The organism is Burkholderia gladioli, from assembly GCF_000959725.1.
Classification (GTDB): domain Bacteria; phylum Pseudomonadota; class Gammaproteobacteria; order Burkholderiales; family Burkholderiaceae; genus Burkholderia; species Burkholderia gladioli.
In genome coordinates, this window is sequence record NZ_CP009323.1 from 2,115,559 (window position 1) to 2,135,355 (window position 19,797).

Genomic DNA, 19,797 nt, shown 5'->3' on the forward strand with positions numbered 1-19,797 from the left:
GGGACGATGGGCGCCGATCAGCGCCGTAGGCCGAGTGTATCGCGCAGCGTGCGACGCAGGGTGAACAAGGCCGGATGCAGTTCGGCATCGTAGAAGCGCAGCCCCGCGACGCCACGCTCGGCCAGCCGCTCCCCGACGTCGTGGGCGAACAGCGCGCCCGCGTCGAGCGTGTCGCTGGCCACCGCCATCAGCCATTCGCCGCCGTACAGCGGCACCGGCGCGGTCAGCGGGGCGACCACCGCGAAGCTGGCGCGCAGCTCGGCCACCAGCGCTGCGATCCGCTTCGCGTGGAAGCCCGGCGCGCCCAGGTGCATCGAGAGCGCCGCGCAGGGCGTCAGGATCCGCTTGAGCCGCGCCAGGAAATCGCGCGTGTAGAGGCCGGCGGCCGGCGAATCGGGCGGCGTCAGGTCGAACACCACCAGGTCGAAGTGGCAGTTGCTGCGCGCCACGTACTGCGCGGCGTCGCCGATCACCAGCTCGACGCGCGGATCGTCGAGCGCGCCCTCGTGCACAGCGGCGAGGTGGCGGCGCGCCATCTCGACCACGACCGCGTCGAGTTCGGCGATCACCACCCGCTCGATCGAGGGATGCTTGAGCAACTGGCGCGCGGCGCCGCCGTCGCCGCCGCCGAGCACCAGCGCCCGGCGCGGCTGCGGATGGGCCAGCGCGGCCGGGTGCGTCATGCATTCGTGATAGACGTATTCGTCGCCGACGGAGGTCATCGGCCGGCCGTCGAGCGTGAACAAGCGGCCGAGCTGCGGCGTGTCCCAGACCTCGATGCGCTGGTGCGGCGAGGCGAGCGCCTCGAGCCGCCGCGCGTTCGGGAAGCCGTAGGTCGCGTCGGGGGACGGATGGAAGAAGAGCGTCGTGTTCACGGGGTGGGGCGAGGGCAGGGCCGATGCCGGGAATTATAGGAGGCGAGAGCGCGGCGAGTGGAACGCGGCGAGGCAGGAAGCGGCCCGCTGGCTCCGGCGGCGGCTTGCGGCGCCGCAAAAATCACGCCCATGAGAAGATGCGGCGACGCGGTTTCGCCGTTCAGCCCGGTCGCGAAGCCGTTTTCGCCGGGGCGCCGGCCGGGTCTCTGTTAAAATGACCGGCTTTGCAGCCTCCCGTCTGATTGCTCGTCCGCTTCGCGTCCTGATGGCGCCGCATCGCGCGCCGGGGTCGGCTGGCCCGCGAGCTTCCGGACATGCCGTGCCCCGTTTTTCTCGACTCGTTCTCCGGACTCGACATGACGACCTCGTCTCCCGCCAACACCTCCCTGATGGCCAACGCGATCCGCGCGCTCGCGATGGATGCCGTCCAGCAAGCGAACTCCGGCCACCCCGGCATGCCGATGGGCATGGCCGAAATCGGCGTCGCGCTGTGGTCGCGCCACCTGCGCCACAACCCGACCAACCCGCATTGGGCCGACCGCGACCGCTTCGTGCTGTCCAACGGCCATGGCTCAATGCTGCTGTACTCGCTGTTGCACCTGAGCGGCTACGCACTGCCGATCGAGGAGCTGAAGAACTTCCGCCAGCTGCACTCCAAGACGCCGGGCCACCCCGAATACGGCATCACGCCGGGCGTCGAGACCACCACCGGCCCGCTCGGCCAGGGTCTGGCGAACGCGGTCGGCATGGCGCTCGGCGAGGCGCTGCTGGCGGCCGAGTTCAACAAGGCCGACGCGAAGATCGTCGACCACCACACCTACGTGTTCGTCGGCGACGGCTGCCTGATGGAAGGCATCTCGCACGAGGCCTGCTCGCTGGCCGGCACGCTCAAGCTCAACAAGCTGATCGCGCTGTACGACGATAACGGCATCTCGATCGACGGCGACGTGGTCAACTGGTTCCACGACGACACCCCGAAGCGCTTCGAGGCCTATGGCTGGAACGTGATCCCGGGCGTGAACGGCCATGACGTCGACGCGGTCGACGCGGCCATCGCAAAGGCCAAGCAATCGGATCGTCCGACCCTGATCTGCTGCAAGACGGTGATCGGCAAGGGCGCGGCCACCAAGGCCGGCGGCCACGACGTGCACGGCGCGGCGCTCGGCGCCGAGGAAATCGCCAAGACGCGCGCCGCGCTGGGCTGGAACTGGGAACCCTTCGTGATCCCGCAGGAAGTCTATGCGGCATGGGATGCCAAGGCCGCGGGCGCCAAGTTCGAAGCCGACTGGCAGGGCGCGTTCGACGCCTACCGCGCCAAGTACCCGGCCGAGGCGGCCGAGTTCGAGCGCCGCGCGGCCAACAAGCTGCCGGCCGACTGGGCCGAGAAGGCCGCCGCCATCGTCGCCGGCGCCAACGAGCGCGGCGAGACGGTCGCCACCCGCAAGGCCTCGCAGCAGACCATCGAAGGCCTGGCCGCGGCGCTGCCGGAACTGCTTGGCGGCTCGGCCGATCTGACCGGCTCGAACCTCACCAACTGGAAGGCCTCCAAGCCGGTGCGCGCCGGCGAGCACGGCATCCAGTGGGGCAACCACGTCAACTACGGCGTGCGCGAATTCGGTATGAGCGCGGCCATCAACGGCCTGGTCCTGCACGGCGGCTACAAGCCCTTCGGCGGCACCTTCCTGACCTTCTCCGACTACAGCCGCAACGCGCTGCGCGTGGCCGCGCTGATGAAGGCCCCGTCGATCTTCGTGTTCACCCACGATTCGATCGGCCTGGGCGAGGACGGCCCGACCCACCAGTCGATCGAGCACGTCGCCAGCCTGCGCCTGATCCCGAATCTCGACGTCTGGCGCCCGGCCGACACGGTCGAGACGGCGGTGGGCTGGACCCAGGCGATCGCCGCCCAGCGTCCGTCCTGCCTGATCTTCAGCCGCCAGAACCTGCAGTTCAACACGCGCAGCGAAGCCCAGATCGCCAATGTCGCCAAGGGCGGCTACGTGCTGCGCGACTGGCAGGAAGACGTCGTCGCGCGCAAGATCATCCTGATCGCGACCGGCTCCGAGGTCGAGCTGGCGATGAAGGCCGTCGAGCCGCTGGCGCAGCAGGGCATCGCCGCGCGCGTGGTGTCGATGCCGGCCACCACCGTGTTCGACCGCCAGGACGCCGAGTACCGCGAGCGCGTGCTCCCGGCCGGCGTGCGCCGCGTGGCGATCGAGGCGGGCGTGAGCGAGTTCTGGCGCAAGTACGTCGGCCTGGAGGGCGGCGTGGTCGGGATCGACACCTTCGGCGAATCGGCGCCGGCCGGCGTGCTGTTCAAGTACTTCGGCTTCACCGTCGAGAACGTGGTCGAGACGGCGAAGAAGGTGCTCGCCTAAGTGATACCAGGCGCGCTGCGCTGCCTCCCCGGGCGCGCAGCGCGCCGCCGTGAAGCTGCACGAAACGTATTTTTTCAGCCATCAGGAGATAGACCATGACGATTCGCGTTGCAATCAACGGTTACGGCCGCATCGGCCGCAACACGCTGCGCGCTTTCTACGAAAACGGCAAGAAGCATGACATCGAGATCGTCGCGATCAACGACCTCGGCGATGCCAAGACCAACGCGCACCTGACGCAGTACGACACGGCGCACGGCCGCTTCCCCGGCGAAGTCTCGGTCGACGGCGACTACCTGATCGTCAACGGCGACCGCATCCGCGTGCTGGCCAACCGCAACCCGGCCGAACTGCCGTGGGGCGAGCTCGGCGTCGACGTGGTGTTCGAGTGCACGGGCTTCTTCACCACCAAGGAAAAGGCCAGCGCCCACCTGAAGGGCGGCGCGAAGAAGGTGATCATCTCGGCGCCGGGTGGCAAGGACGTCGACGCGACCATCGTCTACGGCGTCAACCACGACGTGCTGAAGGCCGAGCACACCGTGATCTCGAACGCATCGTGCACCACCAACTGCCTGGCGCCGCTGGTCAAGCCGCTGCACGACAAGATCGGCCTCGAAACCGGCCTGATGACGACGATCCACGCCTACACCAACGACCAGGTGCTGACCGACGTCTATCACGAGGACCTGCGCCGCGCCCGTTCGGCCACGCACAGCCAGATCCCGACGAAGACCGGCGCGGCGGCCGCGGTCGGCCTGGTGCTGCCGGAACTGAACGGCAAGCTGGACGGCTACGCGATCCGCGTGCCGACCATCAACGTGTCGATCGTCGACCTGTCCTTCATCGCCAAGCGCGATACCACGGTCGAGGAAGTCAACGCGATCATGAAGGAAGCTTCGCAAGGCGCGCTCAAGGGCATCCTGGCCTATAACGACCAGCCGCTGGTGTCGGTCGACTTCAACCACAACCCGGCCTCGTCCTCGTTCGATTCGACGCTGACCAAGGTGTCGGGCCGCCTGGTGAAGGTGTCGAGCTGGTACGACAACGAGTGGGGCTTCTCGAACCGCATGCTGGACACGGCAGTCGCGTTCGCCAACGCCAAGTAAATCGGCTCGGGCGCGGCGGGCTGGCCGAGCCCGTTTCGATCCAGTCGCGAAAACCCGCCGTCGCGCCTCGTGCGCGGCGGCGGGTTTGTCTTTTGGAGCGGGGGTTCAGTGCTGCGGCTTCAGCCGCGCGGCGTGGGGAAGAACACGCCGGCGCGCTGCGCGGCGCTCTCGATGTGGATCTCGATGGCCCGGCCGGCCGCGGCCGAGTCGCGCGCGGTGAGCGCGTCGACGATGGCGCGATGCTCGTGCCAGGTCGAGAGCATCAGCTCGCGCCGGTAGAAGGGCATGCGCTGGCTTTCCTTCATGATGTCGGCGCTGTTGCGCAGCACCGATTCGATTGCCGCGTTGCCGGCCAGCGCGAGGATCCGCATGTGGAATTCGAAGTCGAGCTGGGCGGCGGCGTCCAGCGCGTTGTCGACCAGCGCCACGTGCAGCGCGGCCAGGTTCTCCTCGAACCAGGCGAGGTCGGTGTCGCTGATCGCCAGCGCCGCCATGCGCGCCGCGAAACCCTCCAGCGCATAACGCATCTGGTAGGTATCGGGCGGCGAGGATTGCGCCGCGAAGCGCCAGGGATGGCCGGCCGCGGCCTGCGCGCGCTCCACGTAGACGCCCTTGCCGGGCCGGATCGTCAGCATGCCGAGCGCCTCCAGCGTCGACAGCGCCTCGCGCAGCGAGGCACGGCTGATCTCCAGTTCCTCGGAGAGCTGGCGCTGCGCCGGCAGCAGGCTGCCGACCGGGTAGGCGCCGGTTTCGATGCGGGCCTGGATGGTCGCCACGGCGGCGTCGGTAACGGTTTGGGGCAGGTTCTTCATGACTGCATGCGGGGCCGGTCAGACCGGCATTGTAATCCGCCCATCCATGCCGCGCCGCCGGCGCCCGGCCCGCTGTCGCGTATCGGGTAATCCCGGTTTTTGACACGGTTGACGCGCGTATATCGGCTTCCTACACTTCGCCATAACTTAACTGGTATGACCAGTCAGAACAGTGAAGTCCACGACAACCGCGGTGACGGGAGATGTGATGGCGAGGTTTCTGAATTCCTTGTTCGGGCGCGTGGTGATCGCGCTGGTGATCGGCGTGGCGCTCGGCGCCGCCTTCCCGCACGCGGCGCAGTCGCTGCGCCCGCTCGGCGACGGCTTCCTGAAGCTGATCAAGATGGTGATCGGGCCGATCGTGTTCTGCGTGGTGGTGGGCGGCATCGCGAATGCCGGCGACTTGAAGAAGGTGGGGCGCGTCGGCGTGAAGGCGATCGTCTACTTCGAGCTGATGACCACGCTGGCGCTCGGCATCGGCCTGTTGCTGGCGGTCCTCACGCGGCCCGGCGCCGGCATGAACGTCGCGCTCGGCTCGCTCGACGCGGCCTCGCTGGCCGACTACGCGAAGAACGCGCAGAGCCTCAAGGACACCGCCGGCTACCTGCTCAAGATCATCCCCGACACGGCCTTCGATGCCTTCGCCAAGGGCGACATCCTGCAGATCCTGGTGTTCGCGGTGCTGTTCGGCTCGGCGCTGTCCCTGCTCGGCGAGCGTGCCAGCCGCATCAGCGGCATCATCGACGAGTTCTCGCAGGTCTGCTTTCGCGTGATGGGCTTCATCATCCGACTCGCGCCGCTCGGCGTGCTCGGCGCGATCGCCTTCACCACCGGCAAGTACGGCGTGGCCTCGCTCAAGCAGCTCGGCCTGCTGGTGGCAGTGTTCTACGTGAGCTGCGCGCTGTTCGTCGCGGTGGTGCTCGGCACCGTGATGCGGCTGGCCGGCTTCAGCGTGTTCAAGCTGATCCGCTACCTGCGCGAGGAGCTGATGATCGTGCTCGGCACCGCCTCCTCGGACGCGGTGCTGCCGCAGGTGATGCGCAAGCTCGAATGGATGGGCGTGAAGGATTCCACCGTCGGCCTGGTGATCCCCACCGGCTACTCGTTCAATCTCGACGGCTTCTCGATCTACCTGACGCTGGCCGTGCTGTTCATCGCGCAGGCCACCAATACGCCGCTGTCCGCGCACGACCTGATCATCGTGCTGCTGGTCTCGCTGGTCACCTCGAAGGGCGCGCACGGCATCCCCGGCTCGGCGATCGTGATCCTGGCCGCGACGCTCTCGGCGATCCCGGCGATTCCGGTGCTCGGCCTGGTGCTGATCCTGCCGGTCGACTGGTTCGTCGGCATCGCGCGCGCGCTCACCAACCTGGTCGGCAATTGCGTGGCCACCGTGGTGGTGGCGGTCTGGGAGCACGACATCGACGTCGCCCGTGCCCGCCGCGTGCTGAACCGCGAGCTGCGCTACGTGCCGGTCGAGGAGGAGCACGGCGAGGCCGGTGCCGCGCCCGGCAAGCTCGCCGGCGGCGAGCACGCGCACGTGCTCTGAGGGCGCCGCGTCACCACCGCGTTCCTTGCGCGCCTGTTCCTCGCTTCCCCGCTTTCCCTGCTTTCCCGATTCGCAGCCCGGCACCGCGCCGGGCCTCTCACCCGACTGGAGACATCATGGCTGCACCGATCCTCGATCCCGACGCGCCCGCCTTCACGCGCCGCTACATGAATCTCGCCGACCCGCGCCTGGGCGCCAAGGCGCTGGCCTCCAGCGACGACTTCTTCGCGCCGATGGAGCGCATGCTCAACCCCGAGCCGGCCGTCTTCATCCCCGGCAAGTACGACGATCACGGCAAGTGGATGGATGGTTGGGAAACGCGCCGCAAGCGCGTGGCCGGCCACGACTGGTGCATCGTCAGGCTGGCGCGCCCCGGCGTGGTCCACGGCGTCGATCTCGACACCAGCCACTTCACCGGCAACTTCCCGCCGGCCGCCTCGATCGAGGCCTGCGCGTTCGACGGCGAGCTGCCGCCGGAGCAGGCCGACTGGCAGCCGCTGGTGCCGGCCACCACGCTGCAGGGCAATCGCCATCACTACGTCGCCGTCGACGCGCCGCGCGTGGTCACCCACCTGCGCGTCAATCTCTATCCGGACGGCGGGCTGGCGCGGCTGCGCGTGTACGGCCAGCCGCAGCGCGACTGGAGCCGCGCCGCCACGGGCGAGCTGGTCGACCTGGCCGCGATCGAGAACGGCGCCTATCTGGTCGCCGCCAACAACCAGCACTTCGGTCCCGCCTCGCAGATGCTGATGCCTGGGCGCGGCGTGAACATGGGCGACGGCTGGGAGACGCGGCGGCGCCGCGAACCCGGCAACGACTGGGCGATCGTGGCGCTGGCACGCCCGGGGATCATCCGACGCGTCGAGGTCGACACCGCGCACTTCAAGGGCAACTATCCCGATCGCTGCTCGCTGCAGGCCGCCTCGGTGGCCGGCGGCACCGACGATTCGCTGGTCACGCAGGCGATGTTCTGGCCGGAGCTGCTCGGCGAGCAAAAGCTGTCGATGGACAGCCTGCACGTGTTCGACAGCGGCCTGGTCGCGCTGGGCCCGGTCACCCACGTGCGCTTCAACATCTTCCCGGACGGCGGTGTCTCGCGCCTGCGTCTGTGGGCCGAGCCGGCCTGAGCGGGAGGCGATCATGAACCAGCCGCCCCTGCCGCAGGCGCTGCCGCTGGAGCCGCTCACGCGTGCGGCCTTCGCGCCGTTCGGCGACGTGATCGAGCTGGAGGGCGCGCGTCATTTTCCGATCAACGGCGGCACCACCGAGCGCTTCCACGACCTCGCCAGCGTTGATGTCGGCGAGGCGGGCGGCCGGCCGCTCGTCAACCTGTTCCGCGGCCAGCCGCGCCGCTGGCCGATCGAGATCGCGATGATGGAGCGGCACCCGCTGGGCAGCCAGGCCTTCGTGCCGCTGGCCGAGGTCGGGCGCTACGCGGTGGTGGTCGCGCCGGCCGGCGAATTCGATCCGGCACGGCTGCGCGCCTTTCTCGCCGAGGGCTGGCAGGGCGTCAACTATGCCCGCGGCGTCTGGCATCACCCGCTGCTCGCGCTCGATCGCGTCAGCGATTTCGTGGTGATCGACCGCGGCGGCAACGGCGAGCCGAATTGCGACGAGATCGTGCTCGACACGCGGCGCCTGCTGCTGTCGCCGGAGCCGGGCGCGCGGCAGGGCGCGGCGTGAATTCGGCGCCCGTTTAAGAACTGGCGCGCGCCGTTCGTCAGGAAACCGAAAGACGAGCCGGCCGATGCCCGAAAACGATCCGGCCCGGCAAGGCTTGCGCCTTGTCGGGCCGGATTGCCTGGCGGGCCGGCGCGATGCCGGCCGGCCGATCAGTGCTTGCGGTGCGGGCAGTTCTCGGTGGTGCAGGAACCGTACATCGCCAGCGAGTGCTCCTGCAGCTTGAAGCCGCGCGTCTTGGCGATCGCCTGCTGGCGGTTCTCGATCTCGGCGTCGAAGAATTCCTCGACGCGGCCGCAGTCGAGACAGACCAGGTGGTCGTGGTGCGAACCCTCGTTCAGCTCGAACACCGCCTTGCCCGATTCGAAATTGCTGCGCGTGAGCAGGCCGGCCTGCTCGAACTGCGTCAGCACGCGGTATACCGTGGCCAGGCCGATGTCGAGTTGTTCGTGCAGCAGGTTGCGATAGACGTCTTCGGCGGTCAGGTGCCGGACTTCGCTCTGCTGAAAGATTTCCAGAATCTTGAGGCGCGGTAGGGTGGCCTTGAGCCCGATATTCTTCAGCTCGGTCGGATTGGTCATGGCTAGGCGTCCCTAGAGTACAATGCAGGGTTCCAATAGTACCGGCTTTTCGCCCTGTCAGTCATCTGTGACCCGAGTCGCGCGGCCCGCCCGGCAGATCGGCGCAGTGACGGACAAGTTTCCCGTATCCCGTTCGCAACATTCAGAGGACCCGCATGCGGAGTGCCATCACTGCTGCCGTCGTTGTCGCCGTCGTCACGCTGGCAGGCTGTTCGTCTTATGACAGCGTCACGCAACGAATCGCGCAGAGCATCACGCCTTACCGCATCACGGTCGTCCAGGGCAATTTCGTCTCACAGGAAAAGGCCTCGCAACTGCAGGCCGGCATGACCCGCGAACAGGTCCGCGCGCTGCTCGGCACGCCGCTGCTGGCCGACATGTTCCACGCGGACCGTTGGGATTACCTGTTCTACTTCAAGCGCGGCTCGACCTCGGTGGTCCAGCAGCGTGACCTGGTCGTCAACTTCCAGAACGATCGCCTGGCGAGCTGGAGCGGCGCCGACAACCTCCCGTCCGAACTCGACCTGCTGGCCGACATCGACGGCGACCGTCGCGGCAAGAAGAAGGCAAAGGCCGCCGCAGCGGCGCCGGCATCGGCCGCTTCGGCCAGCGCGGCGGCTTCGGCCAGTGCCGCGGCCCCGGCCGGCACGCCGGTGCCACCGGACCTGGCACCCGCCGCCGCTGCCCCGGCCAACCCGGCGCCGCCGGCTTCGGCCAGCCAGGTCGGCCAGTCCGACGCGAATACCGAGGCCGCGCGCGCGGCCAACCGCGCCACCGCCCAGGTGTCGGGCCAGGGCTCGCAGGCCAGCCGCTTCCGGCCGTCCTCGCAGACCGCGCCGTCCGCGCCGACGCCAGGCGGCCTGCCGCCGGGAGCGAGCCCGGCGATCCAGCCGCAGTTCCAGTTCCATCGTCCGCCGCAGCCCACCGCGCCGAGCGACGGCAGCCAGCCGGTCGGCCCGCAGGGCTCCGACCAACTGCCGAACCAGCCGCTGACGGCGCCGCCGGCCGATATCTCGGCGCCGCCGAACTCGAACTGAGCGGGCAGACTACCCAGACGGGCGGCTTCGGCCGCCCGGTTCGTTTCCTCCCTCGCCGGCGCTGGATCCGGCGGTCGCGCGAAGCCTTCATGTTTTCAAGCTCATCAAGCAGATACGCAACACGACCATGAAAATTGCCATTGCCGGTGCATCGGGCCGTATGGGCCGGATGCTGATCGAAGCGGTGCTCAACGACGCCGACGCCACCCTGGTCGGCGCGCTCGGCCGCCCGGGTTCCGCCCACCTGGGCCAGGACGCGGGCGCCTTCCTCGGCAAGCCGACCGGCGTCGCCATCACCGACGACGTCGAGCGTGTGTTCGCCGAGGCCGACTGCCTGATCGACTTCACGCGGCCCGATACCACGATCGGCTATCTCGACGCGGCGCGCCGCCATGGCGTCAAGCTTGTGATCGGCACCACCGGCTTCAGCGAGGCGCAGAAGGCGCAGTTGCGCGAGGCGGCGAGCCAGATCGGCATCGTGTTCTCGGCGAACATGAGCGTGGGCGTGAACGTCACGCTGAAGCTGCTCGAATTCGCCGCCAGGCAATTCGAGCAGGGTTACGACATCGAGATCATCGAGGCGCATCATCGCCACAAGGTCGATGCGCCCTCGGGCACCGCGCTGATGATGGGCGAGACCGTGGCCGCCTCGCTGGGTCGCAAGCTCGAGGATTGCGCGGTCTACGACCGCCACGGCGAGACCGGCCCGCGCGACCCCTCGACGATCGGCTTCACGGCGATCCGCGGCGGCGACATCGTGGGCGACCACACCGTGCTGTTCGCCGGCATCGGCGAACGCATCGAGATCACCCACAAGTCCTCGAGCCGTGTCTCGTATGCGCAGGGATCGATGCGCGCGGTGCGCTTCCTGGCCGACAAGCCGGCCGGGCTGTTCGACATGCAGGACGTGCTCGGCCTGCGCTGAGCCGCAACCCCGGGAGGCGCGCATGGCGATGGAAACCGGCGTAGTCCACTATCTGGCGAGCGGCGATGCCGTCACGCACGGCGTGGCCTGGCTGCTGTTCGCGATGTCGGTCGCGAGCTGGTGCTTCCTGCTGGTGAAGGCCTGGACGCTGGCGCGCGCGAAGCGCCAGGGCCCGGAGGCGATCGCCGCGTTCTGGCGCGCCGGCTCGTTCGATGAGGGGCTGGCCACGCTGCGCTCGGCTGATCGCGAGCGGGTGTTCGCGCCGCTGGCCGAGGCCGCGCGGGAGGCGGCCGACGCCGCGCCCAGCCTGCTCGGGGCGCGCGTGGAGCGCGGCGAACGCGTGCTGCGCGCGGTGCGCCAGGCGATGCGCGGCTCGCAGCGCCGGCTCGAATTCGGCCTGGTGCTGCTGGCCTCGATCGCCAGCACGGCGCCCTTCGTCGGGCTGCTCGGCACCGTGTGGGGCATCTATCACGCGCTCGGCAGCATCGCCGAGAGCGGCCAGGCGCAGATCGGCAACGTGGCCGGGCCGGTCGGCGAGGCGCTGATCATGACCGCCTTCGGCCTGGTGGTGGCGATCCCGGCCGTGCTCGCCTACAACCTGCTCGGGCGCCTGGTGCGCCAGCTGAGCGAGGATCTCGACGGCTTCGCGCGCGACCTGCATGCCACGGCGGGCGGCGAGCCCGGCGGCGAAGCGGGCCAATCAGCCGGCGACGGCGCCTGACACGGGAGGCGAGATGGCATTCGGCGGACTCGATCACCAGGAGGCGGCCGCGCCGATGGCGGATATCAACATGACGCCGCTGATCGACGTGATGCTGGTGCTGCTGGTGATCTTCATCATCACCGCGCCGCTGCTCACGCACGCGATCCGGCTCGACCTGCCGAAGGTCGCCTCGGCCAGCGCGCGCGAGCTGCCCGACACCATCACGCTGTCGATCGACGCCGACGGCCATCTGTTCTGGGACGCGACGCCGCTGAGCCATGACGCGCTGGCGGCGCGCTTTCGCGCCGCCGCCGCGCAGCCGCAACCTCCCGAGCTGCATCTGCGCGCGGCCGCCTCGGCTCGCTACGAGGTGATCGCGCGCGTGATGGGCGCGGCCCAGGCAGCGGGCCTGTCGCGCATCGGTTTCGTCACCGATCCCGATGCGGCGGTCGCGCCGCCCGCGCGCGGCGCGGCTACGCCCGCAGCTCCCGCGGCCCCCGCAGCGGGCCGGCCGAGCGGCGGCTGAGCCGCCCGGCGAGGCGCCTTCGCCAGGCCCGCGCCCGCGTCGGCTGCCCCGGCCGACGGGCGTTGCCGCCCCACGCCGCGCGCGATGGCCTGAGGGGCCTGAGCGGGCGGTATAATCGACCCTTTCCCCGCGATCCGGGGAGTGCGACTTTCGATCCACTCCAGCCTGCGCGCGCGTCGCGCGTGCCGACAGCCTAGCCGAACCACACCATGCAAGAACGATACGTACCCGCCGACGTCGAAGCCGCCGTCCAGCGCGATTGGCGCGATACCGACGCCTACCTGACGAAGGAAGATTCGCAAAAGCCGAAGTTCTTTTGCGTGTCGATGCTGCCTTACCCGTCCGGCAAGCTGCACATGGGTCACGTACGCAACTACACGATCAACGACGTGATGTACCGCTATCTGCGGATGAACGGCTACAACACGCTGATGCCGATGGGCTGGGACGCGTTCGGCATGCCGGCCGAGAACGCCGCGATGGCCAACGGCGTGCCGCCCGCGAAGTGGACCTACGACAACATCGCCTACATGAAGGGCCAGATGCAGTCGATGGGCCTGGCGATCGACTGGTCGCGCGAGATCGCCACCTGCAAGCCCGACTACTACAAGTGGAACCAGTGGCTGTTCCTGAAGATGCTCGAGAAGGGCATCGCCTACAAGAAGACGGGCACCGTCAACTGGGATCCGGTCGACCAGACCGTGCTGGCCAACGAGCAGGTGATCGACGGGCGCGGCTGGCGCTCGGGCGCGCTGATCGAGAAGCGCGAGATCCCGATGTACTACCTGCGCATCACGCAGTACGCCGACGAACTGCTCGACGACCTCGACGGCCTGGGCTGGCCCGAGCGCGTCAAGATCATGCAGCAGAACTGGATCGGCAAGAGCTTCGGCGTGAACTTCGGCTTCCCGTACGAGCTCGACGGCGAGCAGAAGCTGCTGCGCGTGTTCACCACGCGCGCCGACACCATCATGGGCGTGACCTTCTGCGCGGTGGCGGCCGAGCATCCGCTCGCCACGCGCCTGGCCGAGGGCCGTCCCGAGCTGCTCGCCTTCATCGAGGAGTGCAAGCAGGGCGGCGTGGCCGAGGCCGACATGGCCACCATGGAGAAGAAGGGCGTGGCCACCGGCTTCTCGGTCAAGCACCCGCTCACCGGCGAGCCGGTGCCGGTGTGGATCGGCAACTACGTGTTGATGAGCTATGGCGAGGGCGCCGTGATGGGCGTGCCGGCGCACGACGAGCGCGATTTCGCGTTCGCCAACAAGTACGGCCTGCCGATGCGGCAGGTGATCGCCGTCGAGGGCGAGACCTGGTCGCGTGAGGCCTGGCAGGAGTGGTACGGCGACAAGTCGAAGGGCGTCAACGTCAACAGCGGCAAGTACGACGGCCTGGGCCACGAGGCGGCGGTCGACGCCGTGTCGGCCGACCTGAACGCGGGCGGCTTCGGCGACAAGCAGGTCACCTGGCGCCTGCGCGACTGGGGCGTGTCGCGCCAGCGCTACTGGGGCACGCCGATCCCGATCATCCACTGCCCGTCCTGCGGCGACGTGCCGGTGCCCGAGGCGGACCTGCCGGTGGTCCTGCCCGAGGACCTGGTGCCGGACGGCACCGGCAACCCGCTGGCGAAATCCGAAGCCTTCCTGAACTGCAGCTGTCCGAAGTGCGGCGCGCCGGCCAAGCGCGAGACCGACACCATGGACACCTTCGTCGACTCGTCCTGGTACTTCTCGCGCTACACGGCGCCCGACGCGACGACCATGGTCGACGCGCGCACCGATCACTGGATGCCGATGGACCAGTACATCGGCGGCATCGAGCACGCGATCCTGCACCTGTTGTACTCGCGCTTCTGGACCAAGGTGATGCGCGACCTGGGCCTGGTGAAGTTCGGCGAGCCGGCCAAAAACCTGCTGACCCAGGGCATGGTGCTCAACGAAACCTTCTACCGCGAGGACGCGAACGGCAAGAAGAGCTGGTTCAACCCGGCCGACGTGACCGTCACGCACGACGACAAGGGCCGCCCGGTCGGCGCGGTGCTCAACGGCGACGGCCAGCCGGTGGTGCTGGGCGGCATCGAGAAGATGTCGAAGTCGAAGAACAACGGCGTCGATCCGCAACTGCTGATCGACCAGCACGGCGCCGACACGGCCCGGCTGTTCACCATGTTCGCCGCGCCGCCCGAGCAGCAGCTCGAATGGTCGGGTGCCGGCGTGGAAGGCGCGAGCCGCTTCCTGCGCCGCGTCTGGGCCTTCGCCTCGGCCAATCGCGAGGCGCTGGTGACGCGCGACGCGCTCGACGCCACCGCGCTCGACGAGACCGCCAAGGCGCTGCGCCGCGAGATCCACGCCGTGCTGAAGCAGGCCGATTTCGACTACCAGCGCCTGCAGTACAACACCGTGGTGTCGGCCGCGATGAAGATGCTCAACGCGATCGAGGGTGCCAAGGGCGCGCCGGGCGCGGTGCTGCGCGAGACCTACGGGATCCTGCTGCGCGTGCTGTACCCGGTGGTGCCGCACCTGACCTTCGCGCTGTGGCGGGAACTCTCCTATGCCGACGAATTCGGCCCGCTGCTCGACGCGCCCTGGCCGAAGGTCGACGAGGCCGCGCTGGAGCAGGCCGAGATCGAGCTGGTGCTGCAGATCAACGGCAAGGTGCGCGGCGCGGTCAAGGTCGCGAAGGACGCCAGCCGCGAGGTGATCGAGGCGGCCGCGCTCGCCGACGAGGCATTCGCGAAGTTCGGCGAGGGCAAGCCGGCGAAGAAGGTGATCGTCGTGCCGGGCCGTCTCGTCAACGTGGTGGTCTGACGCGCAGTACGAACCAAGGAGCGAAGGTGATCCGCAGATCGTTTTTGATGGCCGTGGGCAGCGCGGTGCTGCTGTCCGCATGCGGCTTCCAGCTGCGCGGCACGCAGGACTACGCGTTCAAGCACCTGCTGATCGTGGGCGCGCAGCCGGCGGTGGCCGCGCGCCTGACGCGGATGGTCGAGGGCGGCAGCGATACCAGGGTGGTCAAGGCCCAGGCCGATGCCGACGCGATCCTGCGCGTGTCCGAGGCGCGCGGCACCGGCACGCTGACGCTGGACGAGTTCGGCACGGTGGAGGAATACCAGCTCAACTATTCGCTGAGCTACACGCTGACCACCAAGGACGGCGCCCTGTTGATCGCGCCGAGCGTGATCTCGCTGAACCGCGCCATGACCTACAACGCGCAGTTCGTGCAGGCCAAGGCGCAGGAAAGCGACATCCTGTTCGCGGACATGCAGAACGACGCCGTCGACCAGCTCACGCGCCGCCTGTCGGTGGTGCACACGCTGACGCCCAGGCCGGGCGAGGTGGCGCCGGGCATCGCGCCGCGCGCGCCGCTGCCGCCGCCGCCGCTGTGATGCGCGGCGGCTTGTCCGAATCCGTTTTTCCCGACTGCTGAGCGTTCGAATCGATGCAATTGCGACTTGAGGCGCTGGAGCCGCACCTGGCGAAGGGGCTCGCCGGCCTCTACACCGTCTACGGCGACGAACCGCTGCTGGCCCAGGAGGCCTGCGACCGGATTCGTGCCGCCGCGCGCGCGGCCGGTTTCACCGAACGTTCGGTGTTCACGGTCGAGCGCAGCTTCGACTGGAGTTCGCTGCTGGGCGCGAGCCAGGCGATGTCGCTGTTCGGTGAGCGCCAACTGATCGAGTTGCGGATTCCCTCGGGCAAGCCGGGCAAGGAAGGCGCCGACGCGCTGAAGACGCTGGCCGGCGCGGGCAATCCCGAGGTGCTGATGCTGGTCACGCTGCCGCGGCTCGATGCCGCCACGCAGAAGTCGGCCTGGTTCACCGCGCTGGGCAACGGCGGCGTCGCGCTGAAGATCGACCCGGTCGATCGCGCGCAACTGCCGAACTGGATCGGCCAGCGGCTCGCCGCGCAGGGCCAGCGCGTGGCTGCCGGCGACGATGGCCGGCGCGCGCTGCAGTTCATCGCCGAGCGCGTCGAGGGCAACCTGCTGGCCGCGCACCAGGAGATCCAGAAGCTCGGGCTGCTCTATCCGTCCGGCGCGCTGGCCTTCGAGCAGGTGCAGGATGCCGTGCTCAACGTGGCGCGCTACGACGTCTTCAAGCTCAACGAGGCGATGCTGGCCGGCGACGCCGGCCGGCTGGCGCGCATGATCGACGGGCTGAAGGGCGAGGCGCTGGTGCTGGTGCTGTGGGCCGTGGTCGAGGAATTGCGCACGCTGCTGCGCATCAAGCGCGGGATCGAGGCCGGCAAGACGCTCGCCGTGCTGGTGCGCGAGAACCGCGTCTGGGGGCCGCGCGAGCGTTTGATCGGGCCGGCCCTGTCGCGCGTCACGGAGCCGGTGCTTGAAAAGGCGCTGGCGCTGGCCGCCAGGCTGGACCGCCAGGTCAAGGGCCTGTCCGGCGCCACGCCGGGCCTGCCGCGCGCCGACGAGCCGCCGCCCGATCCCTGGGACGGGCTGTTCCAGCTCGCCATGACGGTTGCCGGCGCGCAGGGCGCGTCGCGTTCGCCGGCCGGCCCGCGCGGCGCGGCGGCGCGGCAGCAGGTTTCAGGCTCGACCGCGGGCGCAGGTTCGGTGTCGCGTCGCCCTGGCTGATCCCGCCGCGCCCGACGCTCGCGCGCGCAGGCGCATACAATCGTTCATTCGCCGCCGCCCGCGGGCCGGCCGGCGATCACTCCAACGGCGTTTCGCCGCCCGCGCGCGGCTGCCTTTCCGGATTCGGGTTTCATGATGGATATCGATCAGTACATGACGGACGTCGGCCGCCGCGCGCGGCAAGCCTCGCGCGCGATCGCGCGGGCCGACACGGCGGCCAAGAACGCCGCGCTGGCCGCGATCGCCACGGCGATCGAACGCGAGGCCGCCACGCTGAAGTCGGCCAACGCGCGTGACGTCGAGCGGGCGCGCGCCAACGGCCAGGACGCCGCCTTCATCGATCGCCTGACGCTGTCGGACAAGGCGCTGAACACCATGGTCGAAGGCCTGCGCCAGGTCGCGGCGCTGCCTGACCCGATCGGCGAGATCTCGAACCTGAAGTTCCGCCCGAGCGGGATCCAGGTCGGCCAGATGCGGGTGCCGCTCGGCGTGATCGGCATCATCTACGAATCGCGGCCGAACGTGACGATCGACGCGGCCGCGCTGTGCCTGAAGTCCGGCAACGCCACCATCCTGCGCGGCGGCTCCGAGGCGCTCGAATCGAATACCGCGCTGGCGGGGCTGATCGGCGAGGGGCTCGCCGCGGCGGGGCTGCCGGCCGAGGCGGTGCAGGTGGTGGCCACCGCCGATCGCGCGGCGGTCGGCAAGCTGATCACCATGACCGAGCATGTCGACGTGATCGTGCCGCGCGGCGGCAAGAGCCTGATCGAGCGGCTCATGAAGGACGCGCGCGTGCCGATGATCAAGCACCTCGACGGCATCTGCCACGTCTATGTCGACGATCGTGCCGATCTCGCCCGCGCCCTGACCGTCTGCGACAACGCCAAGACGCATCGCTACGGCACCTGCAACACCATGGAAACGCTGCTCGTCGCGCGCGGCATCGCGGCCGCCGTGCTGCCGCCACTGGGCCGCCTGTATCGCGACAAGTCGGTCGAGCTGCGGGTCGACGCGGCCGCCCGGGCCGTGCTGGCCGAGGCCGGCGTCGCGCCGCTGGTCGATGCCACCGAGGAAGACTGGCGCACCGAGTACCTGGCGCCGGTGCTGGCGATCAAGGTGGTCGACGGCATCGACGCGGCGATCGAGCACATCAACACCTACGGCTCCGCGCATACCGACGCGATCGTCACCGAGGATCACGACCGCGCGATGCGTTTCCTGCGCGAGGTCGATTCGGCCAGCGTGATGGTCAACGCCTCGACGCGCTTCGCGGACGGTTTCGAATACGGCCTGGGCGCCGAGATCGGCATCTCGAACGACAAGCTGCATGCGCGCGGCCCGGTCGGGCTCGAGGGCCTGACCTCGCTGAAATACGTCGTGCTCGGGCACGGCGAGGGCCGGCAGTAATCACGAACGCCTCCAAAGTCTCCAGCAATCGCATTCCAGCCAAGACGGACGGACCATTCGATGACATACCTCTGGGTCAAGACCTTCCACATCGTGCTGATCGCCGCGTGGTTCGCCGGGCTGTTCTACCTGCCCCGCATCTACGTGAACCTCGCCATGGAGACCGATCCCGGCGCGGTGCGCCGGCTGCTGACGATGGCGCGCAAGCTGTTCCGCTTCATGAGCTTCATCGCCGTGCCGGCGCTGGCCTGCGGGGCATGGCTCTGGCTGGTGGCCGGGGTCGGGCGCGGGCAGGGCTGGATCCACGCCAAGCTGACGATCGTGCTGCTGCTGATCGTTTATCACGCCTACTGCGGGCATCTGCTGCGCGTGTTCGAGCGCGGCGAGAACCGCCGCAGCGACCGCTGGTACCGCTTCTTCAACGAGCTGCCGGTGCTCGGCATGCTCGGCGCGGTCGCGCTGGCCGTCATCAAGCCCTTCTGAATCCACGACGCGACCCGGCACATTGGCGTGCCGCGGCGCGTCGCCTGCCTTCAGGCGCCTTGGCGCGCCGTCCCTGTTTTCCTCACGGTTGCTCCGATTCGCCGCGCGCGATTTCGCGTGCCGTCTCGCGGCCCTCCTCGCGTCCTTCCTCGCGTCCTTCCTCGCGCGCCCCTCGGCGCTCGCCGCCGCGCTCGTCCGGGCCGATGCGGCGCCGCACGATCGCGGCCTTGGCACGGCCGAGCCGGTCCACCAATTCGGGGCCGCGCTGCAGCGCCACGCCGACCGCCAGAATGTCGCCAATCGCCAGGTGCGACATGCGCGAGGTCATCGGCGAGAACACGTCGGTTTCCTCGGCGATGTTCGAGGCCAGGTTGACCGAGGCGAGTTGGGCCAGCGGCGAATGGCTGTGGGTGATCGACACCACCTTGGCCCCGCAGGCCAGCGCCGATTTCGCGGCCTCCACGATATCGCGCGTGCGACCCGTATTGGAGATCGCCACCACGATGTCCTGCGGGCCCAGCAGGGCGGCCGACATCGAGAAGGTATGCGGGTCGGAATAAGCCACGCTCGGCACGCCTAGCCGGAAGAACTTGTGCTGGATGTCCTGCGCGGCGATGCCCGAGCCGCCCGCGCCGTAGAACTCGATGCGCGAGGCGCGCGAGAGCAGGGCGATGGCCTCGGCCACGCTGCCGGCCGACAGGCTGTTGCGGACCTCGATCAGCGCGCCGATGGTGCGGTCGAACACCTTGCCGATGATGCCGGGCGCAGGTTCGTCGGGCTCCACGTCGCGATACACGGAAGGCACGCCCGGCGCGACGCTCTGCGCCAGCCGGATCTTGAATTCGCGGAAGCCGCTGCAGCCCAGTGCCTGGCAGAAGCGCGCGATGGTGGGCTGGCTGACGCCGGCGCGCGCCGACAGGTCGGTCATCGACAGATCGAGGATCTCGCGCGGCGCGGCCAGCACGTATTCGGCGAGTTTCTGCTCGGACGGGCGCAGTTGCGCGCGCAGCGCTTCGATTCGAGGGAGCATCGGCGGCTCGTGGCGGAAAAGCGGGATTGTAGTCTTGCGCAGGTATTGTAGAAAAACTACAGAAAATTCCCAGCACATTTCTGCCCGAGGATCGGTCGTCATTAGGGTTTCTACTGAT

18 protein-coding genes are annotated in these 19,797 nt (G+C 69.1%); 14 read left to right on the top strand and 4 right to left on the bottom strand.

The features are described from left to right. Positions 1-17: 17 nt before the first annotated feature. Positions 18-875 (bottom strand): polyamine aminopropyltransferase, encoded by an 858-nt coding sequence (gene speE / locus BM43_RS26515; protein WP_036048289.1) that lies wholly within the window; start codon positions 873-875, stop codon positions 18-20. A gap of 356 nt (positions 876-1,231) precedes the next feature. On the opposite strand from speE, the gene tkt reads away from it, so the two are divergent. Beyond that, positions 1,232-3,253 (top strand): transketolase, encoded by a 2,022-nt coding sequence (tkt, locus tag BM43_RS26520; RefSeq protein ID WP_042283800.1) that lies wholly within the window; start codon positions 1,232-1,234, stop codon positions 3,251-3,253. 95 nt (positions 3,254-3,348) lie between these two features. After that, the gene (gap, locus tag BM43_RS26525) at positions 3,349-4,359 is read left to right on the top strand and encodes a type I glyceraldehyde-3-phosphate dehydrogenase (RefSeq protein ID WP_036048285.1); all 1,011 of its coding nucleotides are present in this window, start codon (positions 3,349-3,351) and stop codon (positions 4,357-4,359) included. 119 nt (positions 4,360-4,478) lie between these two features. Here gap and BM43_RS26530 read toward each other — a convergent pair whose 3' ends face one another. Continuing rightward, the gene (locus BM43_RS26530) at positions 4,479-5,171 is read right to left on the bottom strand and encodes a FadR/GntR family transcriptional regulator (RefSeq protein WP_013696624.1); all 693 of its coding nucleotides are present in this window, start codon (positions 5,169-5,171) and stop codon (positions 4,479-4,481) included. Between the two features lie 208 nt (positions 5,172-5,379). Between BM43_RS26530 and BM43_RS26535 the strand changes: the two genes are divergently transcribed. The 3 genes from BM43_RS26535 to BM43_RS26545 all read left to right on the top strand — a co-directional run bounded on the left by BM43_RS26535 (position 5,380) and on the right by BM43_RS26545 (position 8,403). Next, a complete protein-coding gene (locus BM43_RS26535; RefSeq protein WP_013696625.1) occupies positions 5,380-6,720 on the top strand; it encodes a C4-dicarboxylate transporter DctA in 1,341 nt (446 codons plus the stop codon). A 116-nt stretch (positions 6,721-6,836) separates the two neighbouring features. Further along, a complete protein-coding gene (alc, locus tag BM43_RS26540; protein WP_036048283.1) occupies positions 6,837-7,847 on the top strand; it encodes an allantoicase in 1,011 nt (336 codons plus the stop codon). 13 nt (positions 7,848-7,860) lie between these two features. Beyond that, positions 7,861-8,403: an ureidoglycolate lyase gene (locus tag BM43_RS26545; RefSeq protein ID WP_036029838.1), complete on the top strand. Its 543-nt coding sequence runs from the start codon at positions 7,861-7,863 to the stop codon at positions 8,401-8,403. 149 nt (positions 8,404-8,552) lie between these two features. Here BM43_RS26545 and fur read toward each other — a convergent pair whose 3' ends face one another. Next, on the bottom strand, positions 8,553-8,981 hold the full coding sequence (gene fur / locus BM43_RS26550; protein ID WP_013696628.1) for a ferric iron uptake transcriptional regulator: 429 nt from the start codon (positions 8,979-8,981) through the stop codon (positions 8,553-8,555). Between the two features lie 155 nt (positions 8,982-9,136). Here fur and BM43_RS26555 point away from each other — a divergent pair, with 155 nt between their 5' ends. The 9 genes from BM43_RS26555 (at position 9,137) to BM43_RS26595 (ending at position 18,649) form a co-directional block, all read left to right on the top strand. Continuing rightward, positions 9,137-10,018 (top strand): outer membrane protein assembly factor BamE, encoded by an 882-nt coding sequence (locus BM43_RS26555; RefSeq protein ID WP_036048281.1) that lies wholly within the window; start codon positions 9,137-9,139, stop codon positions 10,016-10,018. A gap of 127 nt (positions 10,019-10,145) precedes the next feature. After that, the gene (dapB, locus tag BM43_RS26560) at positions 10,146-10,943 is read left to right on the top strand and encodes a 4-hydroxy-tetrahydrodipicolinate reductase (protein ID WP_036048279.1); all 798 of its coding nucleotides are present in this window, start codon (positions 10,146-10,148) and stop codon (positions 10,941-10,943) included. Between the two features lie 22 nt (positions 10,944-10,965). After that, the gene (locus BM43_RS26565) at positions 10,966-11,664 is read left to right on the top strand and encodes a MotA/TolQ/ExbB proton channel family protein (RefSeq protein ID WP_036048278.1); all 699 of its coding nucleotides are present in this window, start codon (positions 10,966-10,968) and stop codon (positions 11,662-11,664) included. A gap of 13 nt (positions 11,665-11,677) precedes the next feature. Further along, entirely contained in the window at positions 11,678-12,172 is a 495-nt protein-coding gene (locus tag BM43_RS26570; RefSeq protein WP_036048277.1) for an ExbD/TolR family protein, read from the top strand. Between the two features lie 209 nt (positions 12,173-12,381). Continuing rightward, on the top strand, positions 12,382-14,976 hold the full coding sequence (gene leuS / locus BM43_RS26575) for a leucine--tRNA ligase (RefSeq protein WP_036048274.1): 2,595 nt from the start codon (positions 12,382-12,384) through the stop codon (positions 14,974-14,976). Between the two features lie 26 nt (positions 14,977-15,002). Then, entirely contained in the window at positions 15,003-15,554 is a 552-nt protein-coding gene (locus BM43_RS26580; protein WP_025096790.1) for an LPS-assembly lipoprotein LptE, read from the top strand. A 53-nt stretch (positions 15,555-15,607) separates the two neighbouring features. Next, complete coding sequence (holA, locus tag BM43_RS26585) at positions 15,608-16,759, top strand: DNA polymerase III subunit delta (protein ID WP_036048271.1); 1,152 nt, start codon at positions 15,608-15,610, stop codon at positions 16,757-16,759. A gap of 135 nt (positions 16,760-16,894) precedes the next feature. Further along, the gene (locus BM43_RS26590; protein ID WP_036052878.1) at positions 16,895-18,166 is read left to right on the top strand and encodes a glutamate-5-semialdehyde dehydrogenase; all 1,272 of its coding nucleotides are present in this window, start codon (positions 16,895-16,897) and stop codon (positions 18,164-18,166) included. Positions 18,167-18,226: 60 nt separating this feature from the next. Next, positions 18,227-18,649, top strand: coding sequence for a CopD family protein (locus tag BM43_RS26595; RefSeq protein WP_013696637.1), 423 nt, complete (start codon positions 18,227-18,229; stop codon positions 18,647-18,649). 82 nt (positions 18,650-18,731) lie between these two features. Here BM43_RS26595 and BM43_RS26600 read toward each other — a convergent pair whose 3' ends face one another. Then, positions 18,732-19,679 carry a MurR/RpiR family transcriptional regulator gene (locus BM43_RS26600; protein WP_036048268.1) on the bottom strand — a complete coding sequence of 316 codons (948 nt, stop codon included), beginning with the start codon at positions 19,677-19,679 and terminating at the stop codon, positions 18,732-18,734. Positions 19,680-19,797 lie beyond the last annotated feature (118 nt).

Coding starts and splice junctions, on each gene's coding strand:
- tkt (WP_042283800.1), top strand. CDS start 1,232: ATGACGACCTCGTCTCCCGCCAACACCTCCCTGATGGCCAACGCGATC.
- gap (WP_036048285.1), top strand. CDS start 3,349: ATGACGATTCGCGTTGCAATCAACGGTTACGGCCGCATCGGCCGCAAC.
- BM43_RS26530 (WP_013696624.1), bottom strand. CDS start 5,171: ATGAAGAACCTGCCCCAAACCGTTACCGACGCCGCCGTGGCGACCATC.
- BM43_RS26535 (WP_013696625.1), top strand. CDS start 5,380: ATGGCGAGGTTTCTGAATTCCTTGTTCGGGCGCGTGGTGATCGCGCTG.
- alc (WP_036048283.1), top strand. CDS start 6,837: ATGGCTGCACCGATCCTCGATCCCGACGCGCCCGCCTTCACGCGCCGC.
- BM43_RS26545 (WP_036029838.1), top strand. CDS start 7,861: ATGAACCAGCCGCCCCTGCCGCAGGCGCTGCCGCTGGAGCCGCTCACG.
- fur (WP_013696628.1), bottom strand. CDS start 8,981: ATGACCAATCCGACCGAGCTGAAGAATATCGGGCTCAAGGCCACCCTA.
- BM43_RS26555 (WP_036048281.1), top strand. CDS start 9,137: ATGCGGAGTGCCATCACTGCTGCCGTCGTTGTCGCCGTCGTCACGCTG.
- dapB (WP_036048279.1), top strand. CDS start 10,146: ATGAAAATTGCCATTGCCGGTGCATCGGGCCGTATGGGCCGGATGCTG.
- BM43_RS26565 (WP_036048278.1), top strand. CDS start 10,966: ATGGCGATGGAAACCGGCGTAGTCCACTATCTGGCGAGCGGCGATGCC.
- BM43_RS26570 (WP_036048277.1), top strand. CDS start 11,678: ATGGCATTCGGCGGACTCGATCACCAGGAGGCGGCCGCGCCGATGGCG.
- leuS (WP_036048274.1), top strand. CDS start 12,382: ATGCAAGAACGATACGTACCCGCCGACGTCGAAGCCGCCGTCCAGCGC.
- holA (WP_036048271.1), top strand. CDS start 15,608: ATGCAATTGCGACTTGAGGCGCTGGAGCCGCACCTGGCGAAGGGGCTC.
- BM43_RS26590 (WP_036052878.1), top strand. CDS start 16,895: ATGGATATCGATCAGTACATGACGGACGTCGGCCGCCGCGCGCGGCAA.
- BM43_RS26595 (WP_013696637.1), top strand. CDS start 18,227: ATGACATACCTCTGGGTCAAGACCTTCCACATCGTGCTGATCGCCGCG.
- BM43_RS26600 (WP_036048268.1), bottom strand. CDS start 19,679: ATGCTCCCTCGAATCGAAGCGCTGCGCGCGCAACTGCGCCCGTCCGAG.